This window comes from Streptomyces sp. NPDC088097 (assembly GCF_044741845.1).
Taxonomy (GTDB): Bacteria; Actinomycetota; Actinomycetes; order Streptomycetales; family Streptomycetaceae; genus Streptomyces.
The window spans coordinates 45,376-64,560 of the sequence record NZ_JBIUTJ010000019.1 but is presented as its reverse complement, the minus strand read 5'-3'; the positions used below and the strand labels follow the sequence as shown (position 1 = coordinate 64,560).

Below are 19,185 nucleotides of genomic sequence, written 5' to 3'. Positions count from 1 at the left end.
CTGGTCAGAGCCCCTGGGGAGCGCTTCCAAAGTGCTTCTGGGGGCCTACGGAGGCCTCTTCAGCGCGCGGAAGGGCTCCCAGGAGCGGTGGCCGGGTGGACGGCGGCCTCCTCGGGGTGCAGCCACAACGGGCCGTTCCCGGTCTCCACCCGCACCGCCCCCGGGGGCGGTGACGCGGCGCCCGTCAACATCAGCAACTCGGGCCCGCTCAGGCTCCGGTAGCGCTCCAGCGTCCGCGTCGGGGACAGCGGGGCGAAGGCCGGCGGCAAGGCCGGGTCCAGTTCCCGGAGCGCCTGCGCGTACTCCTCGAACGTGCGCCGGCCGGGCACCGCGCGGTAGCTCCCCGGGGCGAGGAACAGCAGGGTCGGCAGGGCGTACCGGTGCCCGGTGTCGGTCTCCTTCGCGGCGCCGGGATGTGGCGATCCGCCCCGTACGGACAGCACTTCGGACACCGGGCGGCGGGCCTCGCGGTGGTCCGCGCGCACCAGCCCGAGGACCGCGGCGCCGGCGGCGTCCGCCGACAACCGATCCGGATCCAGGCCCGGAACGCCTCGTACCGCGGCCAGGGCCAGGGCGGTCGTGTCCGCCGGCTCACCGAGCACGAAGACGCTCTCCCGTAGTCGCCGCAACACCCGGTCGGCCACCTCGACACCCTGGCGTTCGGCGGCCTTGGCGACCAGCGAGGCGGGCCACGAACCGGCCGCCACACGACTCAACCGCACCGCCCGGGGCGCCCGTGTGTGTGCGGTGATCTCCTCGACGTACCGTGCGTACCAGGCCGTCTCCGCCGCCGGGTCGGGTGGTGGGTCGTCGCCCTCGTCGAACAGGATGCAGAATACCCGGCGCCACCGCACCCGATCGCCCAACGCCGCCCGCAGCGTGCGGAAGACCGGCTCCGATCCCCAGGCCCACGGGCACAACGGGTCGGTGTACTCGACGACTTCGAGCGCGGGCTCCCCCTCGGGCCGGCCCGTCACGCGGCACCTTCGCGGACCGGCAGCCCGCGTGCTCCCGCCGGCAGCAGGGAGGCCAGCGTCGCCCCGCCCAGCAGCGCGGCCGCGTCCGCCTCGATCCGCCGCCACAGCCCGGGCAGGCCCGCCGCGGGGCCGGGGTAGTCGAGTCCGGCCAGTGGCTCGCCGCGCAGCGAGATCAGCTCGCCGTCCACGGCGCGCGCCACGTCCAACAGGGTGATCTCGGTGGCGGGCCGGCCGAGCCAGTAGCCCCCCTCGCAACCGCGCTGGCTGCGCACGAGACCGGCCTTCCGCAGTTCGCCCACCACGGACTTCAGGAACCGGAACGGGATCTGCTGCGAGGAGGCGATGGCCTCGCAGGTGAGCGGACGGGCGGGCTCACAGGCGAGCTCCAGGAGAGCGCGCGTGGCGTAGTCCGCCTTCGCGGAGATATGCATGCGCCCATCATGCCCGACCCGTCCTGCCGCCACGGGGCTCCCATCGCTCCCCGTCCCTCATTGCGGCAACATTGCCGCAGGTGAACGGCAAAGGACACCTCTTGACATCCTTTCCGGAACCCCTCTAGCGTCCCGGCCATGAGCGAGCCGCTGACCACCGCCGGTGAAGGATTCCACCCGCATCTCCACAACGCCCCGGACCGTTCCGCGGCGCCGCTGCACACCCGCCTGCACCACCTCCGGGCCGACTCCCTGGACGGCGGGACCGCCCAGAGCGGCGGCATGCGCCGCTTCGCCGCCGTCAGCGGGAAGACGGTCGGCTCGGAGAAGCTGTGGATGGGCCAGACCCACGTGGCACCGTCGACCGCCTCCTCCGACCACCATCACGGAGAGTCCGAGACCGCCATCTACGTGGTGAGCGGACATCCCGAGTTCGTCTTCCTGGACGACGCCTCCGACCCGCCCGCCGAGGTGCGGCTGCGCACCGCCCCCGGCGACTACGTCTTCGTCCCGCCGTTCGTCCCCCACCGGGAGGAGAACCCGGACCCCGCCGAGGAGGCCGTCGTCGTCATCGCGCGCAGCACGCAGGAGGCGATCGTCGTCAACCTCCCCGGGCTGTACGTCCTCCCGGCGGACCGGGCCTGAGCCGGAGCGACGAAAGGTCCACCGACCGGCGCCCTACTCGGTGTGCAGCACCGTGGCGATGGTCGTGCGGGCCGCCGACCGGGCCGGGACCAGGGCGCCCAGGACGGCGATCACCACACCGGACAGGAGCATCGCGGCCAACTGCGGCGCGTGCCACACGTCCTTCATGTACTCCGGGAAGTCGACCACTCCGACGTGGTCCACGACGAGGCGGTGGGCAGCGATCCCGAGCGGGATGCCGAGCAGTCCGCCGACCGCGCCCAGCCCGGCCACCGAGGTCACCGTCATCACCACCACCTGCCGGGGGGTCATCCCGATCGACTTCAGCATGCCCAGGTCCCGCCGCCGCTCACGGGTGTTCAGCAGGACGGTGTTGAAGACGCCGAGCGAGGCGACGAGGGTCAGCAGCACGGTGAACACCGTGGCGAAGGTGATGACGGCGGCGGCGCCGGCGTTGCCGGAGTCCAGGACCGACGCGCGCAGGCCCGGTTCCAGGGCCTCGACCGCCTCGGTGTAGGCGTGCGCGTCGGCGCCGGGGGCGAGTCGCACCGTGTACTCGGTGGCGTGGGCGTCCGGCGAGAGTTGGTCGAGGGTCTGCCAAGTGGCCTCCAGGGCGCGGGCGTTGCCCTCGATGACCTGGCCCACGACCGTTGCGGTGATCTTCCTGCCGTTCAGTTCCAGCGTGACCCGGTCGCCCAGCACGAGTCCGCGCTGGGTCAGGAAGGCCGGCCCGGCCACGATCTCGCCCGCCGCGGCCGGCGCCCGGCCCCGGACGATGGAGCGCTCGTACGAGGAGGCGTCCCCGCGGTAGAAGTCGGCGAAGACCGGCTGGGTCTGCCCGGTCATGTTCGCCTGGGCCAACGCGCGGGCGCGCACCGCTCGCGCACCGGGCAGGGAGCGCAGCCGTTCCTCGATCTGCGCGTCGCCGAGCCGGGGCGGCGCGGCCCCGTCGTCGCCCGACGTGCCGGCCGTCACCTGGATCCGGGCGCCCCCGCCGGCCCGCCCCATGTCGGCGTACGCCAGCAAGGTGTCGGTCAGCCCGGTCGACAGGGTCACCGTGGTGACACCGAGGACGATGGCCGCCATGGTCAGCAGGGTGCGGCCGGGGCGGGCGAACGGCTGACCCAGGCCCAGACTGACCGGGCGCGGCAGGCGGGTGGCGCCCAACATCCGCTGGACGCGCAGTCCGCGCCCGGTCCGCGGCGCTCCGCCCGCGCTGATCGCCTGCGCGGCGGACAGGCGGTGGGCCCGCAGGGCGGGCACCAGCGCGACCAGCAGGACGAGGGCGGGCATGCCCACCAGGCAGGCCACGGACACCCACGGGCTGAAGTCGCCGACCGGGGCCCGGCCCACCTCGATGCCCGTGAACGCGACCTTCATGATCGGCCCGGCCAGCGCGTTGCCCGCCAGCGTGCCCAGGACGCTGCCCGCCACCGCCGGTACGGAGAGCATGGTCAGGTAGACGGCGACGACCTGGTTCGGGGTGAAGCCCAGGGCCTTGAGCACCCCGATGTGCCGGTACCCGGACACGACCGCCCCGCTGACGACGTTGCCGACGATCAGGGTGGAGACCAACAGGCCGAGGACACCGAAGAGGGTCATGAACGGGAGGTAGGAGTCGGCCATCGCGGAGAACGCCCGCTTGAGGGTGAGGTAGGTCTGCGCGCCGGTCAGCGCGTCCTCGGGCAGTCCGGCGGTGGCCCGCGCCAGTCCGGCACCGAGCCGGTCCTCCGTCGCGGAGTCCGTGAAGCGGTAGAGCATCTGGGCGGAGGTCGGCTGCAGCGCGGTCATCTGCTCGGGCGAGACCCAGGCGCTCGCGGACCTGCTCATGCTGGTGGCGAATCCGACGACCTTCAGCGCCGGCCCGCCCGAGGTCCGCAACTCGGTGCCGAGCAACTCCGCACCGGGGGAGCCCTGGGCCGCCCAGTTGACGACGATCTCGCCGGGCGCGGTGGCCCAGTGGCCCTCCAGCAGCTCGATCCGGTCCACGGGGCCCGCCGGATCGGCCCGCCCCACCACGGTCAGGGTGCCGCCCGCCATCCAGAGCCGGCCTGCGGGGATGTCGACGACGGCCTGTCCGAACGGTCCGGCCGCGGCCCCCACCCCGGGCCGGTCGGCGGTCCGCGCCAGCTGCTCCGGCGAGACCTTCATGGTGTCGAAGGTCGCCACCGCGTGGGCACCGCGCTGTGCGGCGTAGGCCTTGTCGAAGGGGTCCGAGGCGGCGGTCAGCAGGGCCAGCGCGAGCAGGACGGTCGTGGTGGAACACAACACGACGAGTCCGATGACGAAGGTCTGGAGCCGGCGGCGCTTCACGGCCGCGCGCGAGGCCCTCCACACGGCGCTCACGCGGTCGCCTCCACACGGCTGTCGCGGGCGACCCGGCCGTCGGCGACCTCGACCAGGCGACCGGCGCAGCGGGTGGCCAACCGCGGGTCGTGGGTGACGATCAACAGGGTCTGGCCGATCTGGTTGAGGTCGATCAGCAGGTCCATCACCTGCTCGCCGGAGCGACTGTCGAGGGCGCCGGTCGGCTCGTCGGCCAACAGCAGCGCGGGGCGGTTCATCAAGGCCCTTGCCACGGCGACGCGTTGGCGCTCGCCGCCGCTCAGCGTCGCCGGGTAGTTGTTCCGCCGCTCGGCGACACCGAGTTCGTCCAGGAGTTCCAGGGCGCGGCGTCGTGCCTGACGGGCCGGGGTACCCGTCAGCTGGGCGGCCAGCGCCACGTTGTCCAAGGCCGGCAGATCGTCGATGAGGTTGAAGAACTGGAAGATCATGCCCACGTTCCGCCGCCGGAACAGCGCCAGACCGGTCTCGTTGAGGCCGCCGAGGTCGTGGCCCCGCACCTCGACCGTGCCCGAGGTCGGCCGGTCCAGGCCGGCCACCATGTTGAGGAGCGTGGACTTGCCGCAGCCGGAGGGGCCCATGACGGCGACCGCCTCCCCGGCCCGTATCTCCAGCGAAAGCCCGTCCAGCGCCTTCGCGTCGCCGTACTCCTTGTGTACGCCGTCCAGCCGCACCACTACCTGCCGGGCACCGTCGTGATCAGTTGTCATGGCTCGAACCTAGGTCCGGGGTCGATGACGGGACGTCACCCCCCGGATGTATCCGTCCGGGCGGGTCATCCCGGAGATGTACGGCGCCGCGTCCCGCCACCCGGGCCGGCCCTGAGCGCGTCCTCCGTCTGAGAAGATGATCAGATGGGGGAATCCTGGACGACGATCGGGCTGATCACCGCCCTGGCGGCGGCAGTTGGCGCCGCCGGTTGGCTGTACGTGGCAGCCGCGCGGGCGCGGCGGCGACACCGGGCGGCCATCGAGGAACGCGGCTGGCTGCTGGAGCGGGAACGTGAGAGCGCGACACGGACCGCCGTGGACGCCGAGCGGGCCAGGATCGCGGCCGAACTCCACGACATCGTCAGCCACAACGTGAGCGTCATGGTGGTCCAGGCCGGAGCCGCCCGCGAGGTGCTGACCACGATGCCCGAGGAGGCGGCGGCCGCGATGAGCGCCGTCGAGACCGCCGGACGGAACACAATGACCGAACTGCGGCACCTGCTGGGCCTGCTCGCACCCGCGCAGGACGGCGAGGACGAGCCGTACCGGGTGGACCTCTCGCCGCAGCCGAGCATGAGCCGCCTCGGCCCGCTGGTCGACCGGATCGCCTTCGCCGGACTGCCCGTGGAGATGCGCGTCTCGGGCGAGCCGCGCCCCCTGCCGACCGGGATCGACGTCACCGCCTACCGGATCGTCCAGGAGGCACTGACCAACGCGCTCAAACACGGGGACGGGGCGAAGGCCGAAGTGACGGTGCGGTACGCGGACCACTACCTGCGCGTCGAAGTGCTGAACAGCGGACCGAGCGTCCTGTCGGGCGACGCGCCCGCGCGGCCGGAGCCGGGCCGTGGCCGGGCGGCCGGAACGGGACGCGGGCTGCTCGGCCTGCGCGAGCGGGTCGCCGTCTACGGCGGCGACCTCGACGCACGCCGCCGCCTCGGCGGCGGATACCGGGTCCGCGCCCGCATCCCGCTGGACCGGCCGTGACGGCGCACACCGAGCGCGCCCCGCGCGTCGTGATCGCAGACGACCAGGAGTTGGTGCGCACCGGCTTCCGCCTGATCCTGACCGCCCGCGGCATCGACGTGGTGGGCGAGGCCGCCGACGGGGCAGAGGCCGTCGCCGCCGTGCGCGGGCTCCGGCCCGACGTCGTGCTGATGGACATCCGGATGCCCGTCATGGACGGCCTGGAGGCAGCCCGCCGCGTCCTCGCCCAGGCCCCCGACTGCCGGGTGATCATGCTGACCACCTTCGACCTCGACCGGTACGTCTACGCCGCCCTCGCCGCCGGAGCCAGCGGCTTCCTGTTGAAGGACGTCACCCCCGCGCACCTGGCGTCCGCCGTACGCCTGGTCGCCACCGGCGACGCCCTGCTCGCACCCTCGATCACCCGCCGCCTGGTGGAACGCTTCGCCCCCGGAGCCCCCGGAGCCCCCGGAGCCCCCGGAGCCCCGGCCACCGGCCCGGCCCCCGCGGCCCCGGCCGTCCACCGCGACCTGGCCGCGCTGACGCCGCGCGAACGCGAGGTGCTGACGCTGATGGGCCGGGCCCTGTCCAACACCGAACTCGCGCGGCAACTGACCCTGAGCGAGGCGACGGTGAAGACCCACGTGGCCCGGATCTTCGCCAAGCTGACCCTGCGTGACCGCGCCCAAGCCGTCGTCCTCGCCTACGAGACGGGACTCGTCTCCCCGGGCGATTCGGCCGACACCCCCCGCCCCCGGTGACCTGAGTCGGAGGAGGACGTGGGCCCGCAGCTCATCCGTGGTCCGCGCGGTAGTGCCCGCGCGGTCGGGGGGCGCGTGCGGCGGGCAGCCCGACCAGGGTGCAGGCGAAGGCGTCGTGGTGGGGCGTCAACGGGCACCAGGGGCGCGGCGGAAGCGGGTAGTCGTCGCGCAGGACGCCCTCCGGAAGCACCCCGGTCGCCGGCCGGGCGCCACGGCGCGCCCGTGAGGGGGTGGCGGGGGACCAGGAGGACGTCGGGCCGAGGCCGGGGCGGGCGGATCCCCGGGCCGGCCGGTGCTACGGACCGGGCGCCGGGCCCGGTGGGGAGGTACAGACCGACGGCATGGCCGAGCAACTCGGCGACGGGGCCGGCGGAGAGGGCCACCGGGCGGCCCTCGGCGGCCACCACGAGGTGGGCCAACGCGACCCCGACCGCCGCCTCCCAACGCCGGCTCCACGACCCGTCGGGCTCGACGGGCGGGACGCGGTGCTCGGGACGCTCCAGCTCGTCCCAGTCGGGAGGCGGACCGGCCGGGTGCCCGGAGGGGCGACGTACCACCGCGCCGGGCTCCAGCCACACCGTCTGCCACATCCCGCAGTCGTCCACGCGGGTCGCCACGGCCCGCCCGCACCCCTCACACGCCAGATGGGGACCGGCCCGGCCGTCCACACCCCGGCAGTAGCCTTCGCACTTCTCCAGGATCAGGGCCATGGACCGGGAGTCGCCCGGGGCGATGACGATCCTGTTCCGCGCGCCGAAGGAGACGGAGTGCGGCGCGTACACACCCTGCCGGGCAGCCGCTTCCTCTCCGACCTCCTCCCACGCCCGCCAAGGCGGGCCGGTGGGTCGGGGATCGACGGCGTACGTCGCGGACGCCATCAGCGGAGGATGGAGTTCCTCCCACCCCCCCGTGGTGGGTGTGGACAGGGAGGGCGACCCGGGACACCGGCGCCGTCAGTTCCGTACCGCACCCGGCACACGCGAACACGTCCACACAAGCTCCCCCTCGGCGCGGTTACCGCGCATCGTGCCGCGTCCGCGGCGGAGGATCCACCGGATTTTGAACGGCCCGCCTGGCCGTTATGGCGACGAAATGTCTGGTTGTTCTAGGTTCTGGGTGTCAGTCAGACACCGAAGACCCAACATCGAAGACCCCAACACCGAAGACAAGGAAGCCCCCCCATGAAGCTCCACCGCATTGCCGCAGCCTCGGCCACCGTCCTGATCGGGACTCTCGCCCTCGGTGGTGTCGCGCACGCCGCGGACGCCAAGGCCGCCCACCCCGCCCACCGGCAGACCATCGAGGCCCCCGCGGGTACCGCACACATCGACGGCAAGAAGGACCGGCCCGCATCGAAGGACAAGGCGTACAGCCGGACGGTGCAGGCCGCCCCCGGCACCGACCACGTCGACGCCGAGAAGGTGCGCCCCGCGTCGAAGGACAACCGGTACAGCCAGACGGTGCAGGCCCCTGCGGGCACCCCGCACACGAAGGCCGCACGGGTGTGAGCGAGCGCGCGCCGCCCGGCACCGGGCGGCGCGCGCTCAACCGGCAAGATCCCGCCGAGATCCGAAAGAGACGGCCTAGGCGGCGAGGGCCTCCTGGACGGTGGGATGGATGTCGAGGACGGTATCGGCTCCGGTCATGGCGAGCAGGCGGGTGAGTTGCCTGGGGGGTGCGGCGATCCTGAGGGTGGTGGTGGGGTGGATCCGCAGGAGCATGTTCAGGAACATGGAGTCGGCGAAGACGAGGCCGCTGGTGTCCAAGATCACGACCTGGTGGGTGCCGGCTGCGGTGGTCAGCTCGTCGCCGATCGGGCCGAGGGTGTCGATGTCGTACTCGCCGACCGCGGTGACGATCGCGGTGTGGGCCATGTGGGCCGTGAGGTGCTTCTCATCCATGGCCACAGCATGCCCCAACGCAGGCGGCGACTACCCCTCGGTGACCGGACGTCGCCTCCGGGTCGCGCCCGCGTCGCGCCGGGAGCCACCGTCAGCCGGTGGGCGCGGGGTCCGGCTCGGCGTCCTGCCCGGACCGTTGCTCGTCCGGCCGCGGGCCGCCCCCGTCCGGGTTGCCTCTGCCGTCGGCGGACTCCGCCGGGCTCGCGTCACCGTCGGCGGATTGTCGACGGGCTCGGGGTATGTCGGGGGCCGGGGTGCGGGGCGGCAGGTCGGGGGTGTGCGCGTGCCGGCGGGTGGGGACCGGGGGCGGCGTCTCGGAACTCATACGGGGATCACTCCTTCAGCTTCGGGTGCGCGCTCAGGCCTATGCCGGGTGAGGTCCCGACCGGCGACCGGCCGGCCTGCCGGCGGCCGGGACTGCGGCCGGGGAGAACCGGAGACAGCCCGGCAGCCGGTAGGACTTCACATGACGTCGCGGGGTCAGGAGGAAGGCGGGTAGGGGGCCGCCTTGAGTCGGCGGGCGAGGTGGGCGGCGTTGGCCGCGAGGGTGGCGGTCGTTGCCGCGGTCTTCTCGGGGGTCTTGTCGAGGTCTTGGTAGTCGGTGCCCTGCATGGCTTCGCCGACCCAGTAGGTGACGGCGTTGGGGGCGAGGGAGAAACCGACGTCGTTGAGGCCCTGGAAGAGGTCGGCGCTCGCCTTGTGGGCGCCGTCCTCATTGCCGACGACGCACACCGCGGCGACCTTGCCGTAGGTGAGCATGCGGCCCTCGTCGTCGGTCTCGGAGATTTCGGCGTCCAGACGCTCCAGTACTCGCTGGGCGATGCTGGAGGCGTGGCCGAGCCAGATCGGCGTGGACAGGACCAGGATGTCGGCGCCCAGGACGGTGTCCCGGATCTCCGGCCAGGCATCGCCGTCGCCCATGTCCTTCTCCACGCCGGGCTTGACGTCGTGGTCGGCGATCCGGATCACCTTTCCGGTGACGCCGTGATCCGCCAAGGCGGCCATCGTCTGCTCAGCCAGCAACTGTGAGCTGGAGGCCTTCGGGGACGGGGACAGCGTGCAGACCAGTGCGACAGCGCGCAGCGGGGTGTTCTCTGTGGTGACCATGGATTTCGGTTACCCGCAGACCTGAGTCGTATCCCGTTCGCCGTCGGGGTATGGGTCGCCCGGGGAGCGGGGAACGCTCGTACGGCGTACCGCGCGACGTCCGAGCAGAGCGGGGGCCCGCCGTGGGCCATGCCGGTCAGGGGCGGTGGGCGAGGGTGTGGTGACCCGTGCGGAGTTCGGCCAGGAGACGGCCGGCGTCGGTCAGGAGCGTGCCCTGGAGGGTGTGCGCGGCAGGCGGGGCCTCGGCCGCGGCTCGCTCGTGTACCTGGACACGATCGAGTTCCGCCGCGGCGTCGTCGATCCTGTCGGCCAGGCCGTCAGGGTCGGTGGGGGGGATCTGACCGATCTCCCGCATGGTGGTGGCGATTTCGCGCAACACCGAGCCGAAGGCGGTACGGAAGGAACCGGGCAGGTTCGTTAGCTCTTCGCTGTCGAGGGCGTAGTCGAGGGTGCGCGTCATGGAGCGCAGGTGGTCCATGCTGCGTTCGGCCACGGTGATGGCGTCGCGGGCCCGGGGCAGCGCCAGGTCCGTGCCGGCGGGGTGGGGTCGTGGGTGGAGACGGCTGTTCTCGACCTCGGTGTCGATGGTGCGCCGGACGTGCTCGCAGTCGGCGGACAGCCTGCGCCAGTCCCGGCGCCATTCCCGGACGCGTTCGGGATCGGTGTCGCTTCCCTCGAAGGTCTCGGCCAGGCCGTCCACGCGCTCGCTCATCGCCGCGTAGAGGTCGGCGACGGCCTGCTGCCGGTGGTGGACGTGACGGGCGGGTGCGAGGACGAGATGCGCGGCGAGACCGCACAGGGCACCGATGAATACGGAGGCGGCGAGGTGGCCGATGTAGTCGATGCGTCCCTGGCCGGAGGAGAAAGCAAAGAAGCCGATGATGGTGACCTGGATGCCCTGCCGGCCCAGGCGGCGGATCCGTCCGACGCAAAGGGCGATCAGGGTGAGCAGACCGAAGGACCACCCGTGGATGCCGACCACGGCGGCGAGGGCGGCGGCCAAAGCCGTCCCGGCCACGATGGCCAGCAGGTACTGGATGCAGTCGCGCACCGAGCGGTACACGGTGGCCTGCAGCGCGACCAGCGCGGTGAAGGGCGCGAAGGTCGAGACCGTGGGCGGCAGGAGGTAGCGGGCCAGCACCCACGCGGCCATGGCGGCGAGCACGGACTTGGCGCCGAGGAGCAACTCGTCGCGCTCGCTTCCCCGCCCACGCACGGCGCGACGTAGGTAGTCGGCCCTTCCGGCGACGGCCATCCGGATGCTTCCGGACACATCCACCCGTGTGGCCATGGCCGATCACCTCCCCAGGCCCGTCTGCCCCACGGCTCCGAGGCAAACGTCCGCAAGGAGGGACGCCGTTCGCGCAGGTCGCGGCGCGTGGCGCGACGCCTCGCGGTCGCGCTCGATTGTCGGCGTGCTCGCGCGGGCCGCACCGGTCTGGGTGGAACTCCCTTCCGTGGCACGGCTGTCGAGGCGATGGCGGGGTAAACGTGCCACGACCACGGCTCCCATGCCGAACTCGGCCGGAGCATCGAGGCTCCGGCCCCAAGGCCGACATCAGGGCCCGGACCAAGGAGGAGACCACCGTCATGAAGGAAGTAGCCGCTGGGAAGGCGTCCCTGGTCGTCGACCAGATCCGCGAGAAGGCGGGACAGGCCGCGCAGCTGGTTCAGGAGAAGCTGCCGGACCCCGTCCGGGAGAAGACCGCGCAGGCAGCGGCGCAGGCGTGGGACACCGCGACCCGCGCCGGTCAGTACGCGGTGGACAAGACGCCTGACCCGCTATTGGAGAAGGCGGGTCGGGCCGCGACGGTGGCCCGTGCCAACCGCACCCCGCTTCTTGCCGCGGGCGCCGTGATCGTCGCGCTCTCGCTCGTGCTGGTGCGTCGTAGCCGCGGGCGTCGCCGATGAACGCCGCCCAGGTTGCCTACGAGCCCGTCGAGATCTCCGGGGTGATCAAGGCCCCGGTCGACCGCTCGGCTGCCGTGGCCGTACGCCGCCTGACGGGCGCCTGGCCGGGCTGAGCGCCCGCGGCGCCGGCCGTCCTCCCCGAGGCGGCCGGCACCGCCCCCGACCGCAATGCCTACGCCCCCCGGAAAGAAGCCGTGGCGACCGGGATACGTCGCCGGCGCGGCCCGCGTCCCGTGGCGCCGACCGGCCCCCTCTCGTCCTACCTTCTCGTTCGACCTCGGAAACGAGCCGGTGGCTCGGCTTCTCCTCACCGTCCGCCACGCGCCACCTGTGCGCCGTGCCGCTGACCGGCCCTTTCCGCCGCCCGGATGGCGAAGCGCCGCCCGGGATTCCGGTGGACCGTGCCCGCGCCGGCCGGGAACATGAGCCTCGGGCCGCGTGCGTTCTGCCCCGGACACAGGGCGTGAGTCAGTGGCTACTGGCAGGGTGTGCGGTAGGAGCCGGGAGCGCACCCCACGAGAACCGCGTCGACGGTCGGCGTGGGGCGGGCATCGCTCGGCGAGGACGGGAACCGTCAGCGGGGTGGGATTCGTGGAAGAGACGGGGAAGACGCGAGTGGTGAGAGGAGCGGCGATGCCAGGGAGGTCACGCCGCATGGCCGGACTCAGAGGCGCGGACGCCCGGCAGGTCGCCCGGGAGATCCTGTCTTCCCATGGTGTGGGGGAGCGGGTGATGGACGACGTGCTGACGGTGGTCGCGGAATTGGTGAGCAACGCGATCCGTCACGCGGGCGGGGTGACCGACTTCAACGTCAGGCGTCTCCCGGACGCGGTGGCGGTCGAGGTGTCCGACGCCTCTTCGCTCCTGCCCCACACGCCGGGCACGCCGGCCGCCGTGCCGGGCGGGTTCGGCTGGCTGCTGGTCAACCGGCTGGCCGCCCGTACGGAGATCAGTGCCGGCCAGGCCGGAAAGACGATCACCGCGTTCGTGCCGCTCACCGCCTCCCCCGGCACCTGAACCACCCGGCTCCGCCTCGTGCCGTCGTCGCACCCGCCGGCGCCGAGAGGAGCGTGCGCGCCGCGTCGCGACTGTCGGACGACGTGCGGAGGGCGAACGCGGCTTCCCGCCCGGAGGAATAAGAAACGAGTGAAATTCGAACGCATGGGTGCCGACCGTCAGGGCAATCGACTGTTCGGAGGTTGATAACCATGGTTCCCCTGCTTCTTGTTCTTCTGCTCGCTCTGATTCTTTTCGGTGCCGGTTTCGCGGTGAAGATCCTTTGGTGGGTCGCGATCGCCGTTCTGGTGCTCTGGCTGGTCGGCTTCGTGGCCCGCCCGAAGGGTGGCAGCGGCCGCTGGTACCGCTGGTAGAGCAGGCGTAAGCGCCGGTCAGGCATGGTGTGGGTCCCGTATCGTTCAGGTGCGGGGCCCACACTTGTCTCCGCGTCTCGCCTGATGTGTAGGCAGGATTCGTCTGGGCAGGCGCGGTTTCGGCGGCGCGGCATTCTCCGGTTGTCGATGATGCCGAAGATGAGTCGCCCGCCTGTTCCGACTTTCTTCAAGAAGGGGTTGTTCGTATGACTGAGAACGTGTGGGGTTACCGAGAGACGTCCGGCCGTACGGCCGGTGCTGACCTGACGGGCTACAAGGTCGAGGCCACGGACGGCTCCATCGGCAAGGTCGACAAGCACTCCGACGAGGCCGGCTCCGCGTACCTCGTCGTCGACACGGGGCCGTGGATCTTCGGCAAGGAGGTCCTCCTGCCCGCGGGCACGGTCGAGCGGATCGACGCGCAGGAGGAGAAGATCTACGTCAGCCGGACGAAGGAGCAGATCAAGGCGGCTCCGGAGTTCGACAAGGGCTCCCATCTGGGCAACCCGGAGTATCACCGCCAGGTCGGCGGCTACTACGGCGACCTGTCCAACCGTCTCTGACGGTACGGGCGGGCAGGACCACGGGGCGGCAACCATCGGGTTGCCGCCCCGGCCTCTGCGCCCGGTCGCGCGCGCCCGGAGTGCCCCGCGAGGAGGACCCGAGGGCTTTCTAGGTGTGCAGGCGGCTGTTGGGGCCGTCGTGGTCGCCCGCGGCCTCGTCGTTGAACCAGTAGTCGCCGGCGGCGAGGTAGCGGAAGGAATGACTGGACTTGGCGTCCAGCTCGACGCTGACGGCCCGCTTGCCGTCCTTGCGCGGGGTCAGGGTGTGGACGCCGGGCTGCCAGTCGTTGAAGTCGCCGACGACGCTGACCGGCCCGGGCGGGGTGTCGGCGGGCAGGACGAAGGTGACCTTGGTGCGGTCCTTGCGGGCGGTGCGCTCCAACATCGGGGCTCCACGTGAGGAGAACGGGCGGGGGAGGCTCATCGTCGGCGCCGGGGACGCCGCGCGCGCGCCGACGCCCCGGGGGAGGGCCACCATCACCCGACCAGCACACACGATCGCGCTCGACCCTCCTGTGGTCCCGGTGCGCATTCCGTCGGGAAGGCCGCTCCGGACACTGACACGCACGCGACCACCCGCCTGAGGCGGTGAGCCGGACGCAGGGGGGAAGGGGTGCCGAACCGGCAACGCGGGTCGGCCGGTTGTCAGTGATCCTTCCTATATTGACGCCATGAAGATCACCCAGCACATACTCGCGGATGCCTGGCAGCGGACGGCCGCCGGACACGACCTGCTCGCAGAGGTCGGACTGCCGCCCGTGGCGCTCTCGGAGGACGAGCTCGACGAGTGGGCCGAGAACGCCGAGGAGACGGGGGAAGGCGGCCTGTGCCTGCTGCTGGACGAGGACGGCACGGTGCACGGGCGTCACGGTCCCTACGGCGAGGTCTTCGCCACCCGCGACCTCCCGCAGGCGCTCTACCTCATTGCCGAGGCCGAGGTGCGAGGGCGCGGCGGGAGCCTGGAGGACGTGGCTGTCGCGCTGGAGCGGATCGATCCTGGGTGGGGCAGACGGTTTCGCCGTGGCGGGCTTGACGACACCGGGTCGGTCGAGGCGTGCGGGCGTGACCCGTTGGAGGGGCTTGCCTGGATGGCCGGCTCCTGGAAGGAGCAGGACCCTTACACCACTCTCGCCTTCTTCCGCGCGGCGCCGGGGCGGACCGTCGACGCCGAGCGGCTGGCCCTGCTGTACGGAGCCGATCCGGCGCACATCGCGGCCGGTACGCGTCTGAAGGACCTACAGGCCGTGGACGGTGGCCGGACCCACTGGGACCGCCAGTGGAAGAGCTGCTGTTTCGGTCGGGCAGGCGGGTGGACGTTTCTGCTGCACCACGCAACGCCGCCGAGATCCTTCGCCGACAAGGAGGCGTGGGCGGCGCTCGGCATCGAGGAGAGCGTGTGGCTGAGCGCCACCTCCGCGAAGGCCATCTACACCTTCGACTACATGCGGGACGGTCGCCGCGTCGCCGACGACGATGGCGCGCTGGAACTGAGCTGGTACGAGCGCGGGCGCGCCCCCTACCGGCGGGGCGGTGAGCTGGAGTTCCTCAACCGTGCCCTGCGCCGCGCCGAGCTGGACCACCCCGAGCTGACCAGCACGTTCGAGCTGTACTTCCACGCCTTGGAGGACTCCCTCGGCCTGAGCCTGCCGCGCCGTGACTTCGCGGAGGGGGAGGTACGGGCCGCGTACTGGGCCGGGCCGTAGGGCCGGTCAGCCCGGGGACGCGGCGGGAGCGCGGTCGGGTCAGCCCTGGTGGACGCCTTCGAGGAACCCGGAGGCGAGGACGTGGCCGGCGACCAGGGCCGGCAGGTCGGTACGGCCGGTCAGCGGCGTGGTGGTGAGGATCGCCCGGTCCAGGCCGTGGAGGTGGAAGCCGTAGCGGTGCGGGCCGTGGCGGGGCAGCGGGCGCGGGCCGGTGTAACCGGTACGGGCGAAGGGGCCGGGTACGTGCCTGACCCGCGGGTTGTCGGCGGTCAGCTCGCCCTCGTCGAATCCCGCGGTGTCGGGAGCGAACAGGGCGGTCAGGTGGACGGCGGGCCGACTCGTGGGCACGTCGATGTCCTCCATGACGAGAAGGAGTTGCGCGGTCCCCTCGGGCAGTGCTCCCCAGTTCAGGGCGGGGGAGATGTGGGGCCCCAGATCCCTGGAGGCGTGCCGTGGCGGGATGGGGCCGCCGTGGGCGAACGCGGGTGCCCTCAGGTCAAGGGTGGCGGTGGTGGCGCACTCCGGTGCGGTGCGCATCCTGTGCCGTTCGCAGGCGCGCCTGCCCTTCAGTAGCCACCCCGGCGGGGACCGCGCCCCTCAGGCGCGTACCGTCGCGGCGGCGATGATCCAGTTCCTGAACTCGACGGCGTAGTGCCGCAGGTGGTGCTCCAGGACGTCCTGCGGGCACGCGGTGGGCACGTAGACCGTCAGGCTCGCGGTAAATCCGTCGGCGGTGTCGCCGAACTGCGTCAGTGCCCGCCCGACGACCGTGCCGTCCGGCAGGAAGAGGTTCGAGGACATCTTGTGCGGAAACTCCGACTCCGGGAGGAGCTCGTCCGCGTCCACGGCCCAGGCCATCGCGTCCGTTCCCCAGCCGCCCATGAAGAAGGAGCAGACGTGGGGGCCGATGTTCTCCACGACGTTGAACGCCCCGTCGGGTCCGGGAGTCATCACGTAGTGCTCGGGATGCGCCGTCAGAAGTGCCTTCTCGTCGCCCGAGAAGGCCTTGTCCATCCAGGCAAGGAACGCGCCCGAGGTCAGGCCCCGGGTCGTCAGGACCGTCGTGCCCGCCTTGAAGCTGCCGCCGGAGACGATGGCGCTCTCGCGCAGGAAGGCGTTGCCCTCCTTGATGTCCGCGGCCAGGAGGTCGAGCAGGCCTTGGCGTCCCAGTCGCACCCGGAAGCGGTCCAGGGCGCGGCGTGCGTAGAACAGCTCGAAGTCGTCGATGCTCCCCGACCCGGTCGGTCCTGACACGAGCGTCACGGCGACGGGCGGGGGAGTCTGGATGTCGGACATGGGGACCTCCCGGGTAGAATGTGAATGCGAATTCGCATTCACATATCGAGAGTACCCAGGGAGGTGCGCCCCTTGTCAACAGATCCGGCCGAGACCGGCGCCGATACGATGCCGCTCATGACCGAGGAGCCAGATCGACCACTGCCCTACCGGGAGCCCCGGCAGGCACGCAGCGCCGCCACTCTGGCTCGCGTCCTTCAGGCCGCCGAGGAGATCGCCTCCACATCCGGCTTGGACGAGATGACGATGGCCGGGGTCGCGGAACGCGCCGGCGTCTCGGTCGGGACGATCTACCGCCGCTTCGAGGACAAAGAGCAGCTGATCGCCGCCCTGACCGAGCGGATGCTGGAACGGCGCGAGCGTTACGTGGCCGAGCAACTGAGCGCCGCCGGGCCGTCGCTCTCGCACGTCATGGACGCCTACGCGCACGCCCTGCTGCAGTCCTTCGCCGACAGCAGCAACCTCTTCCCCGAACTGCTGCGCGCGCGGGGAGCCGGGTCACTGGACCGCGGGGCGCGCACCATCACGGAAATCCACCGCCTCCTGCTCGAAGCCGCGGCCCCCCACGTCGGCGAGATCAGGCGCTCCGACCCGCAGGCGGCGCTGGACACGGCGGCCCGCGCCGTCCTGGGCGCCTGCTTCCACAACTCCGTACGCCCTGACCCCGCCGCCGGGGAGGCGGCCAGGTACCGGTACGCGGACGACCTCGGCGAGATGGCGATCGCCTACCTCCTCACCCCCGACCGCCACGGCACCGCACGCGCCGCCCGCGCCGCCGGTTGATCTCCACTGGATAGGGGGTGGGGCGGCGTCCGGCCGCCCGGCTCCATCGCCGTACGCGTGGCCGTTGAAGTCGTACTGCCCGTTCACGCCGCGCGGACCCAGGCGCGGGCACGGGCCCGGCGTCGTAGCTCGGCCCCCGCCGCCCGTGAGTGGCCCGGCGCGGTCCAGTAGGGGTGGGAGTGGATCAGGCGGGACAGGGTGATCAGGCGCCGTCGGAGCGTGGTGGTGCCGACGCTGAGGGGGGACGCGGCCAGGGCGTCGTAGGTCTCGAGCCACGAGGTCTGGAGCGCCATCAGGTCGTCGGGGAAGCGGAACGTCATCCCCTAAGTGAAACACGTGTTCGATTTATGGCGCCACATTGTCCCGCTCCGCGCTGGACAGGGCCTCGGCGATCATGCGGGTCGCGAACTCGCGGTCGTCGGTGAGCCGGTTGATGTGTTCGGCGAGGATGAAGGCCGTCGCCTCCAGCGGGTTCATCTCGGTCTCGGTCCAGTCCCCGTACTGCCTGCGCCAGAGGCTCGGGCTCAGGCCGGTGCCGGCCGCGATGACCAGACCGGCCATGGTGGGGATGGCCTCGGCGCGGACGCTCTTGGGCATCATGCGCATCGAGGCCACGAGGTTGGGGACCACGTACTCGATGACGTCCTTGTCGTGGTGCTCGTACGCTTGGCGCAGCCATTGCGTGAACATGAAGATGACCGTGCACGCGCCGTCGAGCACGTCGTGGATCTCCTGGTCGCCCCAGGACGCGGTGAGGTGTTCGATCAACTCCCGCTGTTCGGGATCCGCGCCGGTCCCGCCCTCGTAGATGGTCTTGAGCCGAGAGTCGATCAACATGAGGGCCGTGCCCACGTCACCGGCAGGAGCGTGCTGGGGGTCGCAGGGTGATGCCACAGAGTCCTCCTCGTGTGACCGCGGGTAGGCGCGCGGTCTGTCCGTAAGGTAGAGCGCGCGAGGGGCGCGGGTCCGGCGTTTGCCGGTTACGGACTCGATCGGTGGGCTCGTGGGCGAGCGCGGTCGACGTCAGATCACCATCGGCGCCTCCGACCAACGGCGGACCCGGTACGGGGCCCACCACAGGTGGTCGCCGAACCGCAGGACGAGGCCCTCGCCCATGAGGTCGTCCAGGACCGGCCGCGGGATCGCGTCGGCGCGGGCGCCGTCGGTGAGCGCCTCGATGGCCTCGTGGTACTCCGGCTCGTCGATGGTGAAGCGGCGCAGCTCGCCGAAGCGCCGGTCGCGCACCTGGATGAACCCGGGGCCGTAGCGGAAGACGCACTTGCAGATGTAGTACGCGTTGCGCCACTCAAGGGCCGTCGCAGCCGGGTCGGCGGTTCCGAGGACGGCGGTCGGCGGGTGGAGGTGGCCGTAGTGGCGCCAGGCGTCCGGGTCCGGGCCGGTGTGCAGCTGCCAGTCGACCGAGATGGCCAGGCTGGACAGGTCGCCCACGAAACTCAACGCCCGCACCGACCAGTCCGCGTCGGCGGTGTCCGTCACGTCGACCGGGCGGGGGAGGGTGACGTGCCGGGCCCCGGCGGCGAAGAGCCGACGGGCGGCTTCGCCGCCGGCGAGGTCGATCTCGTAGCGGCCCAGGAACATGCCGGGCAGCGCGCCCACCTCGGGGTCGTAGTCCCGTGAGGCGGTCACGGTGAAGCGTCCGGTGCCGGTGAGCGTGGGAGTCATCGTCGTCCTTCGGTCTGGCGGTTGTCCGGCGGTCG

24 protein-coding genes are annotated in these 19,185 nt (G+C 72.0%); 10 read left to right on the top strand and 14 right to left on the bottom strand.

Annotated features, from left to right (window positions below):
- Positions 1-59: 59 nt before the first annotated feature.
- Together ACIOD1_RS32170 and ACIOD1_RS32165 are read right to left on the bottom strand one after the other, a co-directional pair.
- Positions 60-977: a DsbA family protein gene (locus ACIOD1_RS32170; RefSeq protein WP_365628031.1), complete on the bottom strand. Its 918-nt coding sequence runs from the start codon at positions 975-977 to the stop codon at positions 60-62.
- Positions 974-1,408, bottom strand: a complete 435-nt coding sequence (locus ACIOD1_RS32165) for an Rrf2 family transcriptional regulator (RefSeq protein ID WP_365628028.1) — start codon at positions 1,406-1,408, stop codon at positions 974-976. Before ACIOD1_RS32165 ends, ACIOD1_RS32170 begins: the two co-directional genes overlap by 4 nt.
- A 138-nt stretch (positions 1,409-1,546) precedes the next feature.
- Here ACIOD1_RS32165 and ACIOD1_RS32160 point away from each other — a divergent pair, with 138 nt between their 5' ends.
- The gene (locus ACIOD1_RS32160; RefSeq protein ID WP_401906336.1) at positions 1,547-2,053 is read left to right on the top strand and encodes a cupin domain-containing protein; all 507 of its coding nucleotides are present in this window, start codon (positions 1,547-1,549) and stop codon (positions 2,051-2,053) included.
- 33 nt (positions 2,054-2,086) lie between these two features.
- Here the strand turns inward: ACIOD1_RS32160 and ACIOD1_RS32155 are convergent, their stop codons facing one another.
- Positions 2,087-4,399, bottom strand: coding sequence for an FtsX-like permease family protein (locus ACIOD1_RS32155; RefSeq protein ID WP_401906334.1), 2,313 nt, complete (start codon positions 4,397-4,399; stop codon positions 2,087-2,089).
- Complete coding sequence (locus ACIOD1_RS32150) at positions 4,396-5,106, bottom strand: ABC transporter ATP-binding protein (RefSeq protein WP_365628019.1); 711 nt, start codon at positions 5,104-5,106, stop codon at positions 4,396-4,398. Before ACIOD1_RS32150 ends, ACIOD1_RS32155 begins: the two co-directional genes overlap by 4 nt.
- A 144-nt stretch (positions 5,107-5,250) precedes the next feature.
- On the opposite strand from ACIOD1_RS32150, the gene ACIOD1_RS32145 reads away from it, so the two are divergent.
- From ACIOD1_RS32145 to ACIOD1_RS32135, 3 genes are all read left to right on the top strand, one after another.
- Complete coding sequence (locus tag ACIOD1_RS32145; protein WP_365628016.1) at positions 5,251-6,093, top strand: histidine kinase; 843 nt, start codon at positions 5,251-5,253, stop codon at positions 6,091-6,093.
- On the top strand, positions 6,090-6,833 hold the full coding sequence (locus ACIOD1_RS32140; RefSeq protein ID WP_401906330.1) for a response regulator: 744 nt from the start codon (positions 6,090-6,092) through the stop codon (positions 6,831-6,833). Before ACIOD1_RS32145 ends, ACIOD1_RS32140 begins: the two co-directional genes overlap by 4 nt.
- Before the next feature lie 1,181 nt (positions 6,834-8,014).
- Complete coding sequence (locus ACIOD1_RS32135; RefSeq protein WP_401906328.1) at positions 8,015-8,341, top strand: hypothetical protein; 327 nt, start codon at positions 8,015-8,017, stop codon at positions 8,339-8,341.
- 75 nt (positions 8,342-8,416) lie between these two features.
- Here ACIOD1_RS32135 and ACIOD1_RS32130 read toward each other — a convergent pair whose 3' ends face one another.
- The 4 genes from ACIOD1_RS32130 to ACIOD1_RS32115 all read right to left on the bottom strand — a co-directional run bounded on the left by ACIOD1_RS32130 (position 8,417) and on the right by ACIOD1_RS32115 (position 11,132).
- Positions 8,417-8,734: an STAS domain-containing protein gene (locus tag ACIOD1_RS32130; RefSeq protein ID WP_401906326.1), complete on the bottom strand. Its 318-nt coding sequence runs from the start codon at positions 8,732-8,734 to the stop codon at positions 8,417-8,419.
- Between the two features lie 91 nt (positions 8,735-8,825).
- Complete coding sequence (locus tag ACIOD1_RS32125) at positions 8,826-9,059, bottom strand: hypothetical protein (protein ID WP_365628004.1); 234 nt, start codon at positions 9,057-9,059, stop codon at positions 8,826-8,828.
- A 155-nt stretch (positions 9,060-9,214) separates the two neighbouring features.
- Positions 9,215-9,841, bottom strand: a complete 627-nt coding sequence (locus ACIOD1_RS32120; protein ID WP_365628001.1) for an NAD(P)H-dependent oxidoreductase — start codon at positions 9,839-9,841, stop codon at positions 9,215-9,217.
- 136 nt (positions 9,842-9,977) lie between these two features.
- Positions 9,978-11,132 (bottom strand): aromatic acid exporter family protein, encoded by a 1,155-nt coding sequence (locus tag ACIOD1_RS32115; protein WP_401906323.1) that lies wholly within the window; start codon positions 11,130-11,132, stop codon positions 9,978-9,980.
- Between the two features lie 299 nt (positions 11,133-11,431).
- Here ACIOD1_RS32115 and ACIOD1_RS32110 point away from each other — a divergent pair, with 299 nt between their 5' ends.
- From ACIOD1_RS32110 to ACIOD1_RS32095, 4 genes are all read left to right on the top strand, one after another.
- Positions 11,432-11,752: a hypothetical protein gene (locus ACIOD1_RS32110; RefSeq protein ID WP_401906321.1), complete on the top strand. Its 321-nt coding sequence runs from the start codon at positions 11,432-11,434 to the stop codon at positions 11,750-11,752.
- A gap of 654 nt (positions 11,753-12,406) precedes the next feature.
- The gene (locus tag ACIOD1_RS32105) at positions 12,407-12,769 is read left to right on the top strand and encodes an ATP-binding protein (RefSeq protein WP_365627992.1); all 363 of its coding nucleotides are present in this window, start codon (positions 12,407-12,409) and stop codon (positions 12,767-12,769) included.
- Between the two features lie 191 nt (positions 12,770-12,960).
- Positions 12,961-13,122: a hypothetical protein gene (locus ACIOD1_RS32100; RefSeq protein ID WP_053676175.1), complete on the top strand. Its 162-nt coding sequence runs from the start codon at positions 12,961-12,963 to the stop codon at positions 13,120-13,122.
- A 206-nt stretch (positions 13,123-13,328) separates the two neighbouring features.
- The gene (locus ACIOD1_RS32095) at positions 13,329-13,685 is read left to right on the top strand and encodes a PRC-barrel domain-containing protein (protein ID WP_365627990.1); all 357 of its coding nucleotides are present in this window, start codon (positions 13,329-13,331) and stop codon (positions 13,683-13,685) included.
- Positions 13,686-13,794: 109 nt separating this feature from the next.
- Here the strand turns inward: ACIOD1_RS32095 and ACIOD1_RS32090 are convergent, their stop codons facing one another.
- Positions 13,795-14,070, bottom strand: a complete 276-nt coding sequence (locus ACIOD1_RS32090) for an isoamylase early set domain-containing protein (RefSeq protein ID WP_365627987.1) — start codon at positions 14,068-14,070, stop codon at positions 13,795-13,797.
- Between the two features lie 286 nt (positions 14,071-14,356).
- Here ACIOD1_RS32090 and ACIOD1_RS32085 point away from each other — a divergent pair, with 286 nt between their 5' ends.
- Positions 14,357-15,388 (top strand): hypothetical protein, encoded by a 1,032-nt coding sequence (locus ACIOD1_RS32085; protein ID WP_401906318.1) that lies wholly within the window; start codon positions 14,357-14,359, stop codon positions 15,386-15,388.
- Between the two features lie 39 nt (positions 15,389-15,427).
- On the opposite strand, the gene ACIOD1_RS32080 is transcribed toward ACIOD1_RS32085, so the two are convergent.
- The gene (locus ACIOD1_RS32080; RefSeq protein ID WP_401906315.1) at positions 15,428-15,925 is read right to left on the bottom strand and encodes a YbhB/YbcL family Raf kinase inhibitor-like protein; all 498 of its coding nucleotides are present in this window, start codon (positions 15,923-15,925) and stop codon (positions 15,428-15,430) included.
- A 60-nt stretch (positions 15,926-15,985) separates the two neighbouring features.
- Complete coding sequence (locus tag ACIOD1_RS32075; protein WP_401906312.1) at positions 15,986-16,684, bottom strand: hypothetical protein; 699 nt, start codon at positions 16,682-16,684, stop codon at positions 15,986-15,988.
- 117 nt (positions 16,685-16,801) lie between these two features.
- On the opposite strand from ACIOD1_RS32075, the gene ACIOD1_RS32070 reads away from it, so the two are divergent.
- Entirely contained in the window at positions 16,802-17,467 is a 666-nt protein-coding gene (locus ACIOD1_RS32070; protein WP_401906310.1) for a TetR/AcrR family transcriptional regulator, read from the top strand.
- An 83-nt stretch (positions 17,468-17,550) separates the two neighbouring features.
- Here ACIOD1_RS32070 and ACIOD1_RS32065 read toward each other — a convergent pair whose 3' ends face one another.
- From ACIOD1_RS32065 to ACIOD1_RS32055, 3 genes are all read right to left on the bottom strand, one after another.
- A complete protein-coding gene (locus ACIOD1_RS32065) occupies positions 17,551-17,787 on the bottom strand; it encodes a hypothetical protein (RefSeq protein WP_365627972.1) in 237 nt (78 codons plus the stop codon).
- A gap of 25 nt (positions 17,788-17,812) precedes the next feature.
- Entirely contained in the window at positions 17,813-18,361 is a 549-nt protein-coding gene (locus ACIOD1_RS32060; protein WP_365627969.1) for a hypothetical protein, read from the bottom strand.
- Between the two features lie 129 nt (positions 18,362-18,490).
- On the bottom strand, positions 18,491-19,150 hold the full coding sequence (locus ACIOD1_RS32055) for a DUF5825 family protein (RefSeq protein ID WP_401906307.1): 660 nt from the start codon (positions 19,148-19,150) through the stop codon (positions 18,491-18,493).
- Between the last annotated feature and the right edge of the window lie 35 nt (positions 19,151-19,185).

Bases quoted from the DNA above. Each gene is read 5' to 3' on its own strand.
- ACIOD1_RS32055 (WP_401906307.1), bottom strand. From the start codon at position 19,150: ATGACTCCCACGCTCACCGGCACCGGACGCTTCACCGTGACCGCCTCA.
- ACIOD1_RS32090 (WP_365627987.1), bottom strand. From the start codon at position 14,070: ATGTTGGAGCGCACCGCCCGCAAGGACCGCACCAAGGTCACCTTCGTC.
- ACIOD1_RS32105 (WP_365627992.1), top strand. From the start codon at position 12,407: ATGGCCGGACTCAGAGGCGCGGACGCCCGGCAGGTCGCCCGGGAGATC.
- ACIOD1_RS32125 (WP_365628004.1), bottom strand. From the start codon at position 9,059: ATGAGTTCCGAGACGCCGCCCCCGGTCCCCACCCGCCGGCACGCGCAC.
- ACIOD1_RS32120 (WP_365628001.1), bottom strand. From the start codon at position 9,841: ATGGTCACCACAGAGAACACCCCGCTGCGCGCTGTCGCACTGGTCTGC.
- ACIOD1_RS32100 (WP_053676175.1), top strand. From the start codon at position 12,961: ATGGTTCCCCTGCTTCTTGTTCTTCTGCTCGCTCTGATTCTTTTCGGT.
- ACIOD1_RS32080 (WP_401906315.1), bottom strand. From the start codon at position 15,925: ATGCGCACCGCACCGGAGTGCGCCACCACCGCCACCCTTGACCTGAGG.
- ACIOD1_RS32085 (WP_401906318.1), top strand. From the start codon at position 14,357: ATGAAGATCACCCAGCACATACTCGCGGATGCCTGGCAGCGGACGGCC.
- ACIOD1_RS32145 (WP_365628016.1), top strand. From the start codon at position 5,251: ATGGGGGAATCCTGGACGACGATCGGGCTGATCACCGCCCTGGCGGCG.
- ACIOD1_RS32135 (WP_401906328.1), top strand. From the start codon at position 8,015: ATGAAGCTCCACCGCATTGCCGCAGCCTCGGCCACCGTCCTGATCGGG.
- ACIOD1_RS32115 (WP_401906323.1), bottom strand. From the start codon at position 11,132: ATGGCCACACGGGTGGATGTGTCCGGAAGCATCCGGATGGCCGTCGCC.
- ACIOD1_RS32065 (WP_365627972.1), bottom strand. From the start codon at position 17,787: ATGACGTTCCGCTTCCCCGACGACCTGATGGCGCTCCAGACCTCGTGG.
- ACIOD1_RS32110 (WP_401906321.1), top strand. From the start codon at position 11,432: ATGAAGGAAGTAGCCGCTGGGAAGGCGTCCCTGGTCGTCGACCAGATC.
- ACIOD1_RS32160 (WP_401906336.1), top strand. From the start codon at position 1,547: ATGAGCGAGCCGCTGACCACCGCCGGTGAAGGATTCCACCCGCATCTC.
- ACIOD1_RS32095 (WP_365627990.1), top strand. From the start codon at position 13,329: ATGACTGAGAACGTGTGGGGTTACCGAGAGACGTCCGGCCGTACGGCC.
- ACIOD1_RS32130 (WP_401906326.1), bottom strand. From the start codon at position 8,734: ATGGATGAGAAGCACCTCACGGCCCACATGGCCCACACCGCGATCGTC.
- ACIOD1_RS32070 (WP_401906310.1), top strand. From the start codon at position 16,802: ATGACCGAGGAGCCAGATCGACCACTGCCCTACCGGGAGCCCCGGCAG.
- ACIOD1_RS32075 (WP_401906312.1), bottom strand. From the start codon at position 16,684: ATGTCCGACATCCAGACTCCCCCGCCCGTCGCCGTGACGCTCGTGTCA.
- ACIOD1_RS32165 (WP_365628028.1), bottom strand. From the start codon at position 1,408: ATGCATATCTCCGCGAAGGCGGACTACGCCACGCGCGCTCTCCTGGAG.
- ACIOD1_RS32150 (WP_365628019.1), bottom strand. From the start codon at position 5,106: ATGACAACTGATCACGACGGTGCCCGGCAGGTAGTGGTGCGGCTGGAC.